Below are 16121 nucleotides of genomic sequence, written 5' to 3'. Positions count from 1 at the left end.
GTGAGCCAGACTACGCCTGCCGTGCGCACCTTCCAAGACTTGATCCTCGTCCTGCAGCAATACTGGGCCGAGCAAGGTTGTGTGGTGTTGCAGCCTTACGATATGGAAGTGGGCGCCGGCACCTTCCACACTGCCACTTTCCTGCGCGCCATCGGCCCGGAGACCTGGAACGCCGCCTACGTGCAGCCCTCCCGTCGCCCCACCGACGGCCGCTACGGCGAGAACCCCAACCGCCTGCAGCATTACTACCAGTTCCAGGTGGTGCTCAAACCCAACCCGGAAAACTTCCAGGAGCTGTACCTCGGCTCGCTGCAGGCCATCGGCATCGACCCGCTGGTGCACGACATCCGTTTCGTCGAAGACAACTGGGAATCGCCGACCCTCGGCGCCTGGGGCCTGGGCTGGGAGATCTGGCTGAACGGCATGGAAGTCACCCAGTTCACCTACTTCCAGCAGGTCGGCGGCATCGAGTGCTACCCGGTGACCGGCGAGATCACCTACGGCCTCGAGCGCCTGGCCATGTACCTGCAGGGCGTCGACTCGGTCTACGACCTGGTGTGGACCGACGGCCAGTTCGGCACCGTCACCTATGGCGATGTGTTCCACCAGAACGAGGTGGAGCAGTCGACCTACAACTTCGAGCACGCCAACGTCGACAAGCTGTTCGAGCTGTTCGATTTCTATGAGTCGGAAGCCAATCGCCTGATCGAGCTGGAGCTGCCGCTGCCGACCTACGAGATGGTGCTCAAGGCCTCGCACACCTTCAACCTGCTGGATGCGCGCCGGGCCATTTCGGTGACCGCGCGCCAGCAATACATCCTGCGCGTACGCGCCCTGGCCCGCGCCGTGGCGCAGAGCTACCTGCAGGCGCGGCGCAAACTCGGCTTCCCGCTCGCCGCCCCCGACCTGCGTGATGAAGTATTGGCCAAGCTGGAGGCAGCAGAATGAGTGCGCACGATTTTCTGGTTGAACTGGGCACCGAAGAGCTGCCGCCGAAATCCCTGAACACCCTGGGCCAAGCCTTCCTCGCCGGCATCGAAAAAGGCCTGAAAGGCGCCGGGCTGAGCTATGGCCAGGTGCGCTACTACGCCGCGCCGCGTCGCCTGGCGGTGCTGGTCGAGCAACTTGAAGAGCAACAGGCCGATCGCACCCAGAACCTCGATGGCCCACCGCTGCAGGCCGCCTTCGACGCCGAAGGCAAGCCGACCCAGGCGGCGCTGGGCTTCGCCAAGAAATGTGGCGTCGACCTGGCCGAGATCGACCGCAGCGGCGCCAAGCTGAGATTCAGCCAGCGCATCCCCGGCCAGGCCGCCGCCGGCCTGCTGCCGGGCATCGTCGAGACCTCGCTGAACGAGCTGCCGATCCCCAAGCGCATGCGCTGGGGCGCGCGCAAGACCGAATTCGTCCGGCCGAGCCAGTGGCTGGTGATGCTGTTCGGCGATGCGGTGATCGACTGCGAAATCCTCGCCCAGAGGTCCGGCCGGGTCTCCCGTGGGCACCGCTTCCACGCCAATCAGGACGTGCGTATTTCCACGCCGGCCAACTACGCCGAAGACCTGCGCAGCGCCTATGTGATCGCCGATTTCGCCGAGCGCCGCCAGCAGATCGCCGCGCGTATCGAGCAATTGGCCAGCGAACAGCAGGGCAGCGCGATAGTACCGCCAGCCCTGCTCGATGAAGTCAGCGCCCTGGTCGAATGGCCGGTGCCGCTGGTCTGCTCCTTCGAGGAGCGCTTCCTCGAGGTGCCCCAGGAAGCGCTGATCATCACCATGCAGGACAACCAGAAGTACTTCTGCCTGCTCGATGGCAACGGCAAGCTGCTGCCGCGCTTCATCACCGTGGCCAACATCGAGAGCAAGGACCCGGCGCAGATCATTTCCGGCAACGAGAAGGTGGTGCGCCCACGCCTGACCGACGCCGAGTTCTTCTTCAAGCAGGACCAGAAGCACAAGCTCGAGACCTTCAACCAGCGCCTGGCCAACGTGGTGTTCCAGGCCCAGCTCGGCTCGGTCTTTGATAAGGCCAAGCGGGTGTCCGCCCTGGCCGCCTTCATCGCCCAGCGCGTCGGTGGCGACGCTACTCGCGCCGCGCGCGCCGGCCTGCTGTGCAAGTGCGACCTGGCCAGCGAGATGGTCGGCGAGTTCCCGGAAATGCAGGGCATCGCCGGCTACTATTACGCCCAGCATGACGGTGAGCCGGAAGACGTCGCCCTGGCGCTCAACGAGCAATACATGCCGCGCGGTGCCGGCGCCGAGCTGCCGAGCACCCTGACCGGCGCCGCGGTGGCCCTGGCCGACAAGCTCGACACCCTGGTCGGCATCTTCGGCATCGGCATGCTGCCCACCGGCAGCAAGGATCCCTACGCCCTGCGGCGCGCCGCCCTGGGCGTGCTGCGTATCCTGATCGAGAAACAGCTGGATCTGGATCTGGCGGCCACCATCGCCTTCGCCATCGAACAGTTCGACGGCAAGGTCAAAGCCGGCGAGCTGGCGTCTCAGGTGCAGGACTTCATCTTCGACCGCCTGCGCGCGCGTTATGAAGACGAAGGCGTCGAGGTCGCCGTCTATCAGGCCGTGCGGGCGGTCAATCCGGTCTCGCCGCTGGACTTCGACCAGCGCGTGCAGGCCGTGCAGGCCTTCCGCACCTTGCCTGAAGCGGCCGCCCTGGCCGCCGCCAACAAGCGCGTGTCGAATCTGCTGGGCAAGGCCGAGGGCCAGGTCGCCGCGAGCATCCAGGCCCACCACTTCGATACGCCGAGCGAGTTCACCCTCAACGCCGCCATCCAGCAGGCCGAACAGGCCGTGCAGCCACTGGCCGAGGCGCGGCAGTACAGCGCCGCCCTGGCGCAACTGGCCGGCCTGCGCGAACCGGTGGACGCCTTCTTCGAGTCGGTGCTGGTCAACGCCGAGAATCCGGCGGTGCGGGCCAACCGCTATGCCCTGCTGGCCAAACTGCGTGGCCTGTTCCTCGGCGTGGCCGATATCTCGGTGCTGGGCTGACGCTTGCCTGATCGTAGGATGGGTCGGGCCGCGCAGGTTGAGCTCGGCGATACCCATCATCACCCTTCGCCGGGTGGCGGCCAACACCGCCACCCGGCCATGGACGTCCCATGAAACTGCTGATTCTCGACCGCGACGGCGTGATCAATCACGACTCCGACGCCTATATCAAAAACCTCGACGAGTGGATTCCGCTGCCCGGTGCCGTCGAGGCCATCGCGCGCCTGTCCAGGGCCGGCTGGACGGTGGCGGTGGCCACCAACCAGTCGGGCCTGGCCCGTGGCTATTACGATCAGGCCGCACTCGACGCGATGCACGCGCACTTGCGCCAACTGGTCGCCGAACAGGGCGGTGAACTGGGGCTGATCGTGCATTGCCCGCATGGCCCGGATGACGGTTGCGACTGTCGCAAGCCAAAGCCCGGTATGCTCCGGCAGATCGCCGCGCACTACGGCGTCAGCCTGGCCGGGGTGTGGTTCGTCGGTGACAGCAGCGGTGACCTCAAAGCCGCGCTGGCCGTCGGTTGTCAGCCGGTACTGGTCAAGACCGGCAAGGGCCTGCTGACCCTGGCCCAGCCATTGCCGGCAGGCACCCTGGTATTCGATGATCTGGCGGCGGTCGCCAGCCAACTTATCCACTGAATGAAGCAGGCCCAGCCTGCTGACGGTAAACGCTCCCATGTCGACAATGCAGACCATCAGAACCTTCCTTTTCTACCTGTTGCTGTCTGTCAGCGCCTGCTTCTGGTGCATCCTCAGCGTATTCGTCGCGCCCTTCCTGCCGTTTCGGGCACGCTACCGTTTCGTCAATCAGACCTGGTGCCGCTGCGCTGTCTGGCTGGCCAAGGTGGTGCTGGGCATCCGCTATGAAGTCAAAGGCCTGGAGAACATCCCGCAGCGGCCCTGTGTGATCCTCGCCAAGCACCAGAGCACCTGGGAGACCTTCTTCCTCTCGGCGCTGTTCGAGCCGCTGAGCCAGGTGATCAAGCGCGAGCTGCTCTATGTGCCGTTCTTCGGCTGGGCCATGGCCATGCTCAAACCCATCGCCATCGATCGCAGCAACCCCAAGGCCGCGCTCAAGCAACTGGCCAAACAGGGCCACGAGCGCCTGGAGCAGGGCGCCTGGGTGCTGATCTTCCCGGAAGGCACGCGGATTGCCACCGGCCAGATCGGCAAATTCTCCCGTGGCGGCGCCTCCCTGGCGGTCAACGCCAACCTGCCGGTATTGCCCATCGCCCATAACGCTGGCGAGTTCTGGCCGAAGGAAGGCTGGGGCAAGACCCCCGGCACCATCCAGGTGGTGATAGGCCCGGTCATGCAGGCTGAAGGCACAGGCCCGCGGGCGATTGCCGAGCTGAACGAGCGCGCCTTCGCCTGGATCAGCCAGGCACAGCGCGATATCGGCGCCCTGGCCGCCGAAGGCGCCGCCTGCAACCTGCACGAAAGCGCTTAGAGCACTGGCGGAGCGGGCATCCGAGTCCGCCAAGCTTTTTGAAAAACTGTGGATAAGCTGTGGGCGAAATAGCGGTAAAACCCCTTTATCCTGCGTAACTAGCTGATTATTAATATCTTTGCCCCGAGCAGGGACAGCTCGCCGGCTGGGTATAAGTTTTCACCCGTTGCGCCAATCGGGCACCGACACGCGATCTTCGTCGACAACGGGACACACAAAGCGGCTAAGCTATTCGCCACTCATGTGCGCTGAAAGGGACTTCAGGCCGATGCTGTCCATATACCAACTCAAACCACACTTCCAGAACCTGCTGCGCCCCGGCGTAAAGCACCTCTACGACAAAGGCGTGAGCGCCAATCAGGTAACGTTGGCGGCGGCCATGATTTCGCTGCTGCTCGGCATCCTCCTGGCGACCTTGCACCAACACGCCTGGCTGTTCGCCCTGATCCCGCTATGGATGATTCTGCGCATGGCGCTCAACGCCGTGGATGGCATGCTCGCCCGCGAGTTCGGCCAGCAATCCAAGCTCGGCGCCTACCTCAACGAACTCTGCGACCTGGTCGCCGACAGCGCCCTGTACCTGCCCTTTGCCCTGCTGCCCGGCGTCTCGCCGCTGCTGGTGGTAGTGGTGGTGCTGCTGGCCCTGATCAGCGAATACGCCGGCGTACTCGGGCCGATGGTCGGCGCCTCGCGCCGCTACGACGGGCCCATGGGCAAGAGCGACCGGGCCTTCTGTTTCGGCGTGCTCGGCGCCGGGGTGGCCAGCGGCCTGTTGCCGCCCAGCTGGATCGACGGCCTGCTCGCGGTGATTCTCGCCCTGCTGCTTTACACCCTCTACAACCGCGTGCGCCAAGGCCTGGCCGAGGCGGCACAACCGACTGACTCGAAATAGGGATATCTCGATGCGCGAAGCCCAGGAACTGCGCTTTACCACCCATGACGGCGTCGAGCTGTTCTATCGCCACTGGCCTGCCGAGGTCGCCGACGCTGCCGCGCCTAAGCGGGCCATCGTGATGTTCCACCGCGGCCACGAGCATGGTGGGCGCATGGCCCATCTGGTCGACGAATTGGACATGCCCGGGTTCGCTTTCTTCGCCTGGGATGCCCGCGGCCATGGCCTGTCGCCGGGCGAACGCGGTGACAGCCCGAGCTTCGCCACCAGCGCGCGCGACGTGCAGACCTTTATCGACCACATCGGCGCCCAGCATGGGCTGGCCGAGGAAGAGCTCGCCGTGCTGGCGCAGAGCGTCGGCGCCGTGCTGGTCGCGACCTGGGCCCATGACTACGCGCCGAAGATTCGCGCCCTGGTGCTCGCCTCGCCGGCCTTCAAGGTCAAGCTCTACGTGCCCTTCGCCCGCAGCGGCCTCAAGCTGATGCGCACCTGGCGCGGCAATTTCTTCGTTAACAGCTACGTCAAAGCCAGGTACCTCAGCCATGATCCAGCGCGTATCGCCTCCTTCGATAACGACCCGCTGATCACCCGGGCGATCTCGGTGAATATGCTGCTCGGCCTGTACGAGGCCGCCGAGCGGGTGGTGGCCGATGCCCAGGCGATCCAGATTCCCACACAGCTGCTGATCTCCGGTGCCGACTTCGTCGTACAGCGCAAACCCCAGGAGCAGTTCTTCGAGCGCCTCGGCAGCCTGCGCAAGGAGCAGCACATCCTGCCCGGCTTCTTCCACGACACCCTCGGCGAACGCGAGCGCAGCCACGCCCTGAGCCGCGCCCGGCGCTTTCTCCTGCGCTGTTTCGAGGAGCCGGTGGCACGTCCTTGCTTGCTCGATGCCGACTGCCTGGGCGCGACCTGCGCCGAGGCCGAAAGCCTGGCCGCGCCGTTGCCGCCTAACTCGCTGCGCGACCTCTACTGGCGCGCCACCCGCGCCGGCCTCAAGTTCGGCAGCAAGCTGGCCGACGGGATCAAGCTGGGCTTCGACACCGGCTTCGACTCCGGCAGCACCCTCGATTACGTCTACCGCAACCGGCCCAGCGGCAAATCGGCGCTCGGCAAGCTGATCGACCGGAACTACCTGAACTCCATCGGCTGGCGCGGCATCCGCCAACGCAAAGTGCACGCCGAGGAACTGCTGCGCCTGGCCATGACCAAGCAGCGCGTGCAGGGCGAAGCCGTGCGCATCGTCGATATTGCCGCCGGCCACGGCCGCTATATCCTCGAAGCCCTGGAAGGCATGCAGCAGCCCGACTCGATCCTGCTGCGCGACTACAGCGATATCAATGTGCGCGACGGCGCCGCGCTGATCGAACAGAAGGGCCTGTGCGATATCGCCCGCTTCGTCAAAGGCGACGCCTTCGACCGCGACGACCTGGCCGCGCTCGATCCCCAGCCAACCCTGGCGGTGGTCTCCGGTTTGTATGAATTATTCGGCAGCAACCAGATGGTCGGCGACTCCCTGGCCGGATTGGCGGCGGCGATGGAAGAGGGCGGTTATCTGGTCTACACCGGGCAACCCTGGCACCCGCAGCTGGAGCTGATCGCCCGCGCCCTGACCAGCCACCGCGGCGGCGAAGCCTGGGTCATGCGCCGGCGCAGTCAGGCGGAGATGGACCAACTGGTCGAGGCCGCGGGTTTCCGCAAGCTGACCCAACGCATCGATGAGTGGGGCATCTTCAGCGTCTGCCTGGCGCAGCGGGTGTCCTGATGGCAAGCGCCGCGGTTAGCCGCGAAGCGGGGCTGTGGAAGCGCGGCCTGCTCTGGCTGCTGCTGTTGGCGCCGCTGTTCTTCGCCAGCTACGGCTTCGCCAACTGGCTGAGCGCTCAGCGGGCGGACGTCGGCACCCTGGTGTTCGCCTGGGAAAGCCGGATACCGCTATGGCCGTGGACCATCGTGCCTTACTGGTCGATTGACCTGCTATATGGCCTGTCCTTTCTGCTGCCGGCGACACGGCGAGAAATGGATCGCCACGGCCTCCGATTACTCAGCGTACAACTGCTGTGCATCGCCGCGTTCCTGCTCTGGCCGCTGCGTTTCACCTTCGGGCGGCCGGAACTGGTTGGCCTGTTCGGCACCCTGTTCGATGTGCTGATGGGCTTCGACAAACCCTTCAACCAGGCGCCTTCCCTGCATATCGCCCTGCTGGTGGTGCTCTGGGTGTGCTTCGCCCGTTATGCCACGGGCCTGTACCGGGTGTTGCTGCATGGCTGGTTCCTGCTGATTGGCGTGTCGGTGCTGACCACCTGGCAGCATCATTTCATCGATGTGCCCACCGGCGTGCTGGCCGGCTGGCTGTGCGTCTGGCTCTGGCCGCATCGCGGTTCCAGCCCGCTGCTGCACTGGCAACTGGCGCGCGATCCGCAGCGCTGGCGCCTGGCGTTGCGCTATGGCTTCGGCGTAGCGCTGATGGCGGCTGTGGCGGTGAATCTGGGCGGCGCCTGGTTATGGCTGTTATGGCCGGGCTTCTCCTTGCTGCTGGTGGCCCTGAACTATGCACTGTTCGACGCGGCAGGCTTTCAGAAGGATGCCAGCGGCCGCCTGAGCAGCGCCGCCTGCTGGCTGTTCGCGCCTTACCTGGCCGCCGCCTGGCTCAACTCACGTCTGTGGACGCGAAAGCATCCGTATGCAGATGAAGTCGGCGAGGGGGTTTGGCTCGGGCGCATTCCCGCGGCAGGGCAGACCGAGCGTTTTCATGCCCAGCTGGATCTCTGCGCCGAATTGCCAAGGCGAGCACCGGCCAAGGCCTATCGCTCGCTGCCGGTACTCGATCTCACGGTACCCAACGCGCACACGCTGCTGGCCGCCGCACAGGCAATCGAAACGCTGCGTCAGCAGGGTCCGTTGCTGGTCTATTGCGCGCTCGGCTATTCGCGCAGTGCCACCGCGGTAGCCGCCTGGTTGTTGCACAGCGGCCGTTGTCAGAACCTGAACGAGGCGCTCGCACGGCTGCGCCGGGCGCGCCCGCAGGTGGTGCTGAGCGAGGCCCATCAGCGCGCGCTGACGGACATGCAGCAACTGAGCGCCGGCGCGACACCGGCCTTGGCAACTGCCCATGGCTACTGAAATGCAGTTGTTTACCCTGGCCAGCCTGCTGCGCCGGGGCAAGGCGCTGGATCGGCTGTCCAGCGCAGTCAGCCTGCTCGGCCTGGCGATCGGCCTGGCACCGCTGCTCGGCGCCCCGGCGCAGCCCTTGAGCGCCCTGTTCTGCGCGCTGCTGGTGCTGCCGGGGCTGGCCGAAAAGTATTGGGCGTTGCGGGTGGCCCTGGATGCCGAGTTCTTCCAGCGCCTGGCGGACGACGCCGAGCACCTGGCGCTGCGTACCCTCGATCTCGATCAGGCGCTCACCCGGCTCGGCCTGCGACCAGCGAACCTGACGGCGCGCAGCTGGGATGAGCGCAGTCGCGGCGCCTTGCGTTTGTTACGCCTGCAGGCACTCTCGCTGCTCGCGCAACTGTTGCTGGCCGTATCGATGGTGCTCGGCCTGCCTTGGCTTTCAATCACTGGATAAGGAATCGTCATGCTCGCTGCCCTGACCGCCTTTGCGATTACCTCAGCCGCGCGCCTGCTTACCGGCGCCCGCGCCCTCTGGCTCGGCTGCACCGCGCAACCGGTGCAGCGGCTGTACTACGCCAACCACAGCAGCCACGGCGACTTCGTGCTGCTCTGGGCCTCGCTACCGCCGGAGCTGCGGCGCAGCACCCGCCCGGTGGCCGGTGCCGACTACTGGCAGCGCGACGGCTTGCGCCGCTATCTGATCCACCAGGTGTTCAACGGCGTGCTGATCGACCGCGAGCGCGGCTCCGCCCACAGCAACCCGCTGCAGCCCATGCTCGATGCCCTGGATAACGGCGATTCGTTGATCCTGTTTCCCGAGGGCACACGCAACCTGGAGGAGGGGTTATTGCCGTTCAAGAGCGGCCTCTTCCATCTGGCCCGGGCGCGACCGCAGGTCGAGCTGATCCCCGTATGGATCGCCAACCTCAGCCGCGTCATGCCCAAGGGCAGGGCGCTGCCATTGCCGCTGCTGTGCACCCTGAGCTTCGGTGCGCCGCTGCAACCGCTGGAAACGGAGAGCAAGGAGGCGTTCCTCGAACGCGCCCGTAATGCCCTATTGGCCATGGCGCCCGAGGAGGCTTGAGATGGATCACAACACCCTGCTGTTGTTCGCCGCTATCGGCGCCCTGTTGCTGCTCGCCTCGGCCATCGGCTGGTTACTTAAACGCCGCAGCGGCGTCACCCCCAACCCGGTGATCGATAACCTCAATGCGCGGATCAACGCCTGGTGGGTGATGGTGCTGGTGATAGGCGCGGCCTTCGTGTTCGGCGATATCGGCGTCATCCTGCTGTTCTATTGCGTCTCGTTCTACGCCCTGCGCGAATTCATGACCCTGACGCCAACCAGGCGCAGCGACTATCCGGCACTGGTGGCGGCCTTCTACTTCGCCCTGCCCATGCAATACCTGTTGATCGCGGTGGACTGGTACGGCCTGTTCACCATCTTCATCCCGGTTTACCTGTTTCTTTTGCTGCCGATTCTCGCCTCCCTGGGCGGCGATACCACGCGCTTCCTCGAGCGTGCCTCCAAGGTGCAATGGGGGCTGATGATCGCGGTCTACTGCATCTCCGCGGTACCGGCCCTGCTGACCCTGGACATCCCTGGCTATGCAGGGCGCAACCTGCTGCTGATCGCCTGGCTGATCATGGTGGTGCAGCTCTCCGACGTGCTGCAGTACGTCTGCGGCAAGCTGTTCGGCAAACACCAGATCGCCCCGCGCCTGTCGCCGTCGAAAACTGTCGAAGGTTTTGTCGGCGGGATAGCCTTGGCCAGCCTGGCCGGCGCGCTGCTGTACTGGATCACCCCGTTCAACTTCTGGCAGGCCGCGCTGATGGCCCTGACCGTCAACCTGCTGGGCTTCGCCGGCGGCCTGGTGATGTCGGCGATCAAACGTGATCGCGGAGTGAAGGATTGGGGTCATATGATCGAAGGCCATGGCGGCATGCTCGACCGCCTGGATTCGGTGTGCTTCGCCGCCCCGATCTTCTTCCACTTCGTGCGCTACTGGTGGGTGCCGCCGCTGGTCTAGATCCAGTACGTCGGCCGCCAGAACACCCCCAGACATAAAACAGCCCAGGTGCTCCTGGGCTGTTTTATTCGACTGCAGCCAAGCTCGAAATACCGTTCAGTTGATCGGCTCTTCAGCCATTGATCGAGGCCAGCGCCGGCCGGTGGCGCCACATGATGGTCGCGATAGTCGCGGCATACAGCCCAATCACCACCAGCCCCACCGACTGAATTTCGAACGGGGTGAATTTGAACAGCAGGACCAGGACGGCCAGCACACTCACGTTGAGCATGATGAACTTCGGCCGCCCCAGTTTCTCGACCTTGATCCCCAGATTGTCGGTGTACAAGCGCACCAGCGAATCTACCGAATTGATCACGAAGATAATCCCCACCGTGACCATCGCCAGCTTAAACAGCAGGGTGATCTCGATGGCGTTGGCGAAGTAGTAGTACAGCACGGAAAACCATATCGCCAACGGGATGGAAGGGATGATCAGCAATGCCAGCAGCAGCTGATAAGTCTTCAGGCCACCGACAAAGCGCGAAACGAACTGGCCGATCATCACGCTCCAGGCGAACCACCAGAACAGGTAGAAGGCGTGGTAGTCGCTCAGCGGCAGGACGAATTCATCCAGCTCGGCGAAATAGCCGGTGCCGATCGCCGAAGCCGCCTCGGCCACGTAGCCTGCATCGGCATCCATCAACCACCACATCCCGGCAATCAGGGCGAAGAACAACCAGGTCGACGCCACGCTGAGGATCTTCAGGTACCTGATATCGGTGCTCGAATAGACCGCCGCCAACAGAATCAGGAAGACCACCAGATACCCCCAGGCTTCGCCGACTTCCGGTGCATACCAGGCGATATTCACCAGGAACAGGTAGGCCGTGAAGGCGCAGGTCGAGATGATCACCAGATTGTTGATGATCTTCACCGGTTTCAGTTCGAAGAACTTCACCCGCGGCTCGATCACGCAGAAGTAGAAAGTGGTGATGAAATAGAACACCCAGATCAGAAAGCCCCAGAAGCCGAACTCGACAGCCAGTGGGTTGGAGAATTGATATTCCGCATCCTTGGCGTAGACCGGGAACTCGGTCAGCGGAAAGATGATCAGGCCCATGTCCAGGCCCGAGGTGAACAGGATCGCCATGAAGGTCAACAACCCCACAGGTTCTGTGCCATGACAGCGCTGATTACCCCAGCGCATCAGGACAAACAGGGTGGTGAGCAAAAGCGTGATGATCGCGCCGGACAAAACAATATTCATAAAGATCCCATGCCTAACGCCTCGCCGGATGCCGTGGGTCGGGATCAACCTTCAGGTCGACTTTAGCGTTGTGCTTGTAGTTGTTTTAATGGACTGCTTGCGGATCGCCCCTTACCTGCCTGGGCACCGCGCTGAGATCCTGGCAGCTCCTATCTGAGCGGCGGCTATGGCAAAGCATCTGGGCGGTAGAACCCCGTAGCCAAGGTCTTTGGCTCCCGGGTCGGTTGCGGCTAAGCCCGCTCAGGTCTCGTCGTTATCCTGTCGTTAGCTGCCAGCCCATGCATTCCCGTAGGCGACGTCTTTTATCCTGTCTCCGGCCAGGTCGCGCCATGGTGCGAGCGATTAGTTGGGGGGGGGGGAATATCGGGCACCAGCAGCAGCGTTCTACTGGTGGGTTCGTTGGATCGTCTGTGTGGCGACAGGTTCCAATAGACGACTTGATCGCTCAGCTACACCACCGCTATAGCCCAACCCTTTTCCCGCCCAACGACCCATCCCCCTGAGTAACACCGCTCAACCGGGCGTCCTGTGTTACGAGCGCCATCCACAGGTAACGTAACTGAGTGATACGGAAACAGATCAGCCACAGTTCGACCTGGCAATAAACGCGCTAAATTACCAATCTATTGATTTATAAGGATATTTTAAAACTGGCACGGGCTGTGCTATATCACTGGCAGAACAACAACAAAAACAGCAAAAAGAAAAACATCTCGACTCTGGCAAAACAAAAACAACACCGCAGAGAAGTAGCAAACAGATTTTTTTGGAGAGGGTATGCTTTTCCGGGCCTCAAACCCGGCAACCAGGCTGAGAAGAATAAAACTACCTTGAGGTAGCCCGTTCTGGTTGGATCACCTAGTGACAAGGGCAGTACCAGCGGCCAAAAAAATACGTTTGCCCTTGATCCCTTCTGGGGATCTGATGAAAAAGCTGTCGATCACTAATAACAACAACAGATCGCTAAACAAGAAAAACAAAGCACGCATTAATTATTAGAGGGGAGCCAATAGCTCCCCTCAGTGCTTTCTGGCTTCCCATCTTCAGCAGGGTCAGCCATAGGTCTTCCACTCCCATCATCAGTCTCGACGTGCTACGGCGTGCGAACGACCGGAAGGAACTGGGTACGGATTCCACAGCTATCTTGCGAGCCGAACAACTCCATGACACTGGACGACTCGACAAGCCGATATCCCATCGCCTTGTAACCACTTTGCCGCTTGCTCCACATCCGGAGCAAAGCAGGATGTCCGGCATCGATGAAGTCGATGATGCGCACATCGGCCTTGCTCGCCTGCTCCCGGTGCAGGCGACCCGCATACTGCTGGAGCGTACCCTTCCAGGAAACCGGCATGGCCAGCACCAAGGTATCCAGTGCAGGATGATCAAACCCTTCTCCAACCAATTTCCCGATTGCCAGGATCATCCGTGGCGCATCAGGTGGTAGTGCTTCCAGCCCGCCGATTAGAACAGCGCGTTGCCTTGTGGACAGTCGCCCAGGCCGGGTGAATAGATTTTCGATGCGCCCGGCCTAGCCGCGCCTCGATGCCTCTCATTTGATCGATTCGTTCTGTCAGTACCAGGATTTATTCGGCCTGCCTAAAGGCCATGTCGACCCCTCAATGATCAAGCTGATTCGCTTGAACACTGCCAAATGGCATCCTGAATAATCGATGCCCTTAGAACCAGGCGCATCGGCAACAAAACGAATAGATCCTCGATGAATGCCACATTCAGTCGCATGCGATCAGCAGGAATCGTCGATAAGTACAAAACCAAGCATCGTCTGACTGAAGCCTTCTCATCTAATTGGCAGGCCTTGCACAAGGCTAACTGATCTCAGGATGGACCCTTCCTTTAATGTGAAAAGCCCCTGCTCACGTTCGTGAGCAGGGGCTTTTCCTTTTCATGCTAATAACCAATAACTCTGGCCGAAATGGCAAATAACTTTGCCCATCGACAACAAACGATCAGAAGTCCAGGTTAGACACCGCCAGAGCGTTGGCCTCGATGAATTCCCGGCGCGGCTCTACGGCGTCGCCCATCAGGGTGTTGAAGATCTGATCCGCACCAATGGCGTCCTCGATCGTCACTTTGAGCATACGCCGTACTTCGGGGTCCATGGTGGTTTCCCACAGCTGGTTCGGGTTCATTTCACCGAGTCCCTTGTAGCGCTGAATGCTATGGCGCTTGGTGCTTTCGCTCATCAACCAGCCCAGGGCGTCCTTGAAGGTGGTAACGGCCTTCTTGCGCTCGCCACGCTGCACGTAGGCGCCTTCTTCCAGCAGGCTGTTCAGTTGGTCGCCCAGGCTGGTGACTGTCTTGTAGTCGTTGCTGGCGAAGAAGTCGCGGTTGAAGGTGATGTAGCTGGAGACCCCGTGGGAAATCAGTTCGACCTGCGGTAGCCAGAGGTGACGCTCCTGGTCTTCGTGCAGGCTGGTCTTGTACACCAGACCGGACTTCTCCATGCCTTTCAGACGGGCATCGAGCAGGCCCAACCAGGCTTGCACGGCATCCTTGTCCGCCAGCTGTTCGCTGCTGACGCGCGGAATGTAGACGAAATGTTCGGTCAGTTCGATCGGGTACAGGCGCGACAGGCGATTGAGGGTCTTCATCACCAGACGGTAGTCGTTGACCAGCCGCTCCAGCGCCGCGCCGGACAGGCCGGGTGCGCTTTCGTTGACGTGCAGGCTGGCGTCTTCCAGGGCCGACTGGGTCATGTATTCCTCCATGGCCTCGTCGTCCTTGATGTATTGCTCCTGCTTGCCTTTCTTGACCTTGTACAGCGGCGGCTGGGCGATATAGATGTAACCGCGCTCGACCAGTTCCGGCAACTGCCGGAAGAAGAAGGTCAGCAGCAGGGTACGGATGTGCGAACCGTCGACGTCGGCGTCGGTCATGATGATGATGTTGTGATAGCGCAGCTTGTCGATGTTGTACTCATCGCGGCCGATACCACAACCGAGCGCGGTGATCAGGGTGCCGACTTCCTGGGAGGAAATCATCTTGTCGAAGCGGGCTTTCTCGACGTTGAGGATCTTGCCCTTGAGCGGCAAGATCGCCTGGGTCTTGCGGTTGCGGCCCTGCTTGGCAGAACCGCCCGCGGAGTCCCCTTCCACTATGTAGAGTTCGGAAAGGGCAGGGTCCTTTTCCTGGCAGTCGGCCAGTTTGCCGGGCAGGCCGGCGATATCCAGCGCGCCCTTACGGCGGGTCATTTCCCGGGCTTTGCGCGCGGCTTCACGGGCGCGGGCGGCGTCGATCATCTTGCCGACCACGGCCTTGGCTTCGCCCGGGTTCTCCAGCAGGAAGTCGGAGAAGTGCTTGCCCATTTCCTGCTCGACCGCGGTTTTCACTTCGGAGGAAACCAGCTTGTCCTTGGTCTGCGAGCTGAACTTGGGGTCCGGCACTTTCACCGAAATAATCGCGGTCAAGCCTTCACGGGCATCGTCGCCGGTGGTGGCAATCTTGTGTTTCTTGGCCAGACCTTCCTGCTCGATATAGGCGTTCAGGTTACGCGTCAGCGCCGAGCGGAAACCGGCCAGGTGGGTGCCACCATCGCGCTGCGGGATGTTGTTGGTGAAGCACAGCAGGTTCTCGTTGAAGCTGTCGTTCCACTGCAAGGCCACTTCGACACCGATGCCATCCTCACGCTGGATGTTGAAGTGAAACACCTGATTGACCGCGGTCTTGTTGAGGTTGAGGTATTCGACGAAGGCGCGCAGGCCACCTTCATACTTGAACAGCTCTTCCTTACCGCTACGCTCGTCCTTGAGCACGATGCCGACGCCCGAGTTGAGGAACGACAGTTCGCGCAGACGCTTGGCCAGAATGTCCCAGTTGAAGTGGATATTGGCGAAGGTTTCCGAGGACGGCTTGAAGTGAATCTGGGTGCCCGTGCTGTCGGAGTCGCCAACGATGCGCATGGGTTCTTGGGGCACGCCATGCACATAGGTCTGCTCCCAGATGTGGCCACTGCGACGCACGGTGAGCAGCAGGTGCTCGGAAAGGGCGTTGACCACCGAGACACCTACGCCGTGCAGGCCGCCGGAGACCTTGTAGGAGTTGTCATCGAACTTACCGCCGGCGTGCAGCACGGTCATGATGACCTCGGCAGCGGAAACACCTTCCTCTTTATGGATATCCACCGGAATGCCACGACCGTTGTCGCTCACGCTGATGGATTCATCCGGGTGGATGGTGATGGTGATGTCGCTGCAATGCCCCGCCAGAGCCTCGTCAATCGAGTTGTCGACCACCTCGAATACCATGTGGTGCAGACCGCTGCCATCATCGGTATCGCCGATGTACATGCCAGGTCGCTTGCGTACGGCATCCAGGCCTTTCAAGACCTTGATGTTATTGGAGTCGTACGTTTGGTTTTCGCTCAT

General features: G+C 62.2%; 12 protein-coding genes and 1 pseudogene. 10 read left to right on the top strand and 3 right to left on the bottom strand.

The features are described 5' to 3' along the window. The 10 genes from glyQ to G9C89_RS11740 all read left to right on the top strand — a co-directional run bounded on the left by glyQ (nt 1) and on the right by G9C89_RS11740 (nt 10484). On the top strand, nt 1–948 hold the full coding sequence (glyQ, locus tag G9C89_RS11785; protein WP_172148079.1) for a glycine--tRNA ligase subunit alpha: 948 nt from the start codon (nt 1–3) through the stop codon (nt 946–948). Beyond that, nucleotides 945–2999, top strand: coding sequence for a glycine--tRNA ligase subunit beta (gene glyS, locus G9C89_RS11780; protein WP_172148078.1), 2055 nt, complete (start codon nt 945–947; stop codon nt 2997–2999). The genes glyQ and glyS overlap by 4 nt, the downstream gene beginning before the upstream one ends. A 110-nt stretch (nt 3000–3109) precedes the next feature. Beyond that, nucleotides 3110–3640, top strand: coding sequence for a D-glycero-beta-D-manno-heptose 1,7-bisphosphate 7-phosphatase (gene gmhB, locus G9C89_RS11775; RefSeq protein WP_172148077.1), 531 nt, complete (start codon nt 3110–3112; stop codon nt 3638–3640). A 37-nt stretch (nt 3641–3677) separates the two neighbouring features. Beyond that, nucleotides 3678–4451: a lysophospholipid acyltransferase family protein gene (locus G9C89_RS11770; protein ID WP_172148076.1), complete on the top strand. Its 774-nt coding sequence runs from the start codon at nt 3678–3680 to the stop codon at nt 4449–4451. Between the two features lie 268 nt (nt 4452–4719). Continuing rightward, nucleotides 4720–5343, top strand: coding sequence for a CDP-alcohol phosphatidyltransferase family protein (locus G9C89_RS11765; protein WP_172148075.1), 624 nt, complete (start codon nt 4720–4722; stop codon nt 5341–5343). Nucleotides 5344–5353: 10 nt separating this feature from the next. Next, nucleotides 5354–7108, top strand: a complete 1755-nt coding sequence (locus tag G9C89_RS11760; RefSeq protein WP_172148074.1) for a bifunctional alpha/beta hydrolase/class I SAM-dependent methyltransferase — start codon at nt 5354–5356, stop codon at nt 7106–7108. Continuing rightward, the gene (locus G9C89_RS11755) at nt 7108–8463 is read left to right on the top strand and encodes a phosphatase PAP2/dual specificity phosphatase family protein (protein WP_172148073.1); all 1356 of its coding nucleotides are present in this window, start codon (nt 7108–7110) and stop codon (nt 8461–8463) included. The genes G9C89_RS11760 and G9C89_RS11755 overlap by 1 nt, the downstream gene beginning before the upstream one ends. Beyond that, nucleotides 8453–8908: a hypothetical protein gene (locus tag G9C89_RS11750; RefSeq protein ID WP_172148072.1), complete on the top strand. Its 456-nt coding sequence runs from the start codon at nt 8453–8455 to the stop codon at nt 8906–8908. Before G9C89_RS11755 ends, G9C89_RS11750 begins: the two co-directional genes overlap by 11 nt. Before the next feature lie 9 nt (nt 8909–8917). After that, on the top strand, nt 8918–9538 hold the full coding sequence (locus G9C89_RS11745; protein WP_172148071.1) for a lysophospholipid acyltransferase family protein: 621 nt from the start codon (nt 8918–8920) through the stop codon (nt 9536–9538). A gap of 1 nt (nt 9539) precedes the next feature. Continuing rightward, the gene (locus G9C89_RS11740; protein WP_172148070.1) at nt 9540–10484 is read left to right on the top strand and encodes a phosphatidate cytidylyltransferase; all 945 of its coding nucleotides are present in this window, start codon (nt 9540–9542) and stop codon (nt 10482–10484) included. A gap of 112 nt (nt 10485–10596) precedes the next feature. On the opposite strand, the gene G9C89_RS11735 is transcribed toward G9C89_RS11740, so the two are convergent. The 3 genes and pseudogenes from G9C89_RS11735 to gyrB form a co-directional block, all read right to left on the bottom strand. After that, nucleotides 10597–11733: a BCCT family transporter gene (locus G9C89_RS11735; protein WP_172148069.1), complete on the bottom strand. Its 1137-nt coding sequence runs from the start codon at nt 11731–11733 to the stop codon at nt 10597–10599. A gap of 1093 nt (nt 11734–12826) precedes the next feature. Next, a pseudogene (locus G9C89_RS11730) lies at nt 12827–13319 on the bottom strand (hypothetical protein); the annotation flags it as partial. Between the two features lie 384 nt (nt 13320–13703). Beyond that, nucleotides 13704–16121, bottom strand: a complete 2418-nt coding sequence (gene gyrB, locus G9C89_RS11725) for a DNA topoisomerase (ATP-hydrolyzing) subunit B (RefSeq protein WP_172148068.1) — start codon at nt 16119–16121, stop codon at nt 13704–13706.

It is taken from the genome of Pseudomonas tumuqii (genome assembly GCF_013184545.1).
GTDB classification, from domain to species: domain Bacteria; phylum Pseudomonadota; class Gammaproteobacteria; order Pseudomonadales; family Pseudomonadaceae; genus Aquipseudomonas; species Aquipseudomonas tumuqii.
Note: the sequence above shows the minus strand (reverse complement) of the source record. Positions and strands in the feature narration are given on the sequence as shown.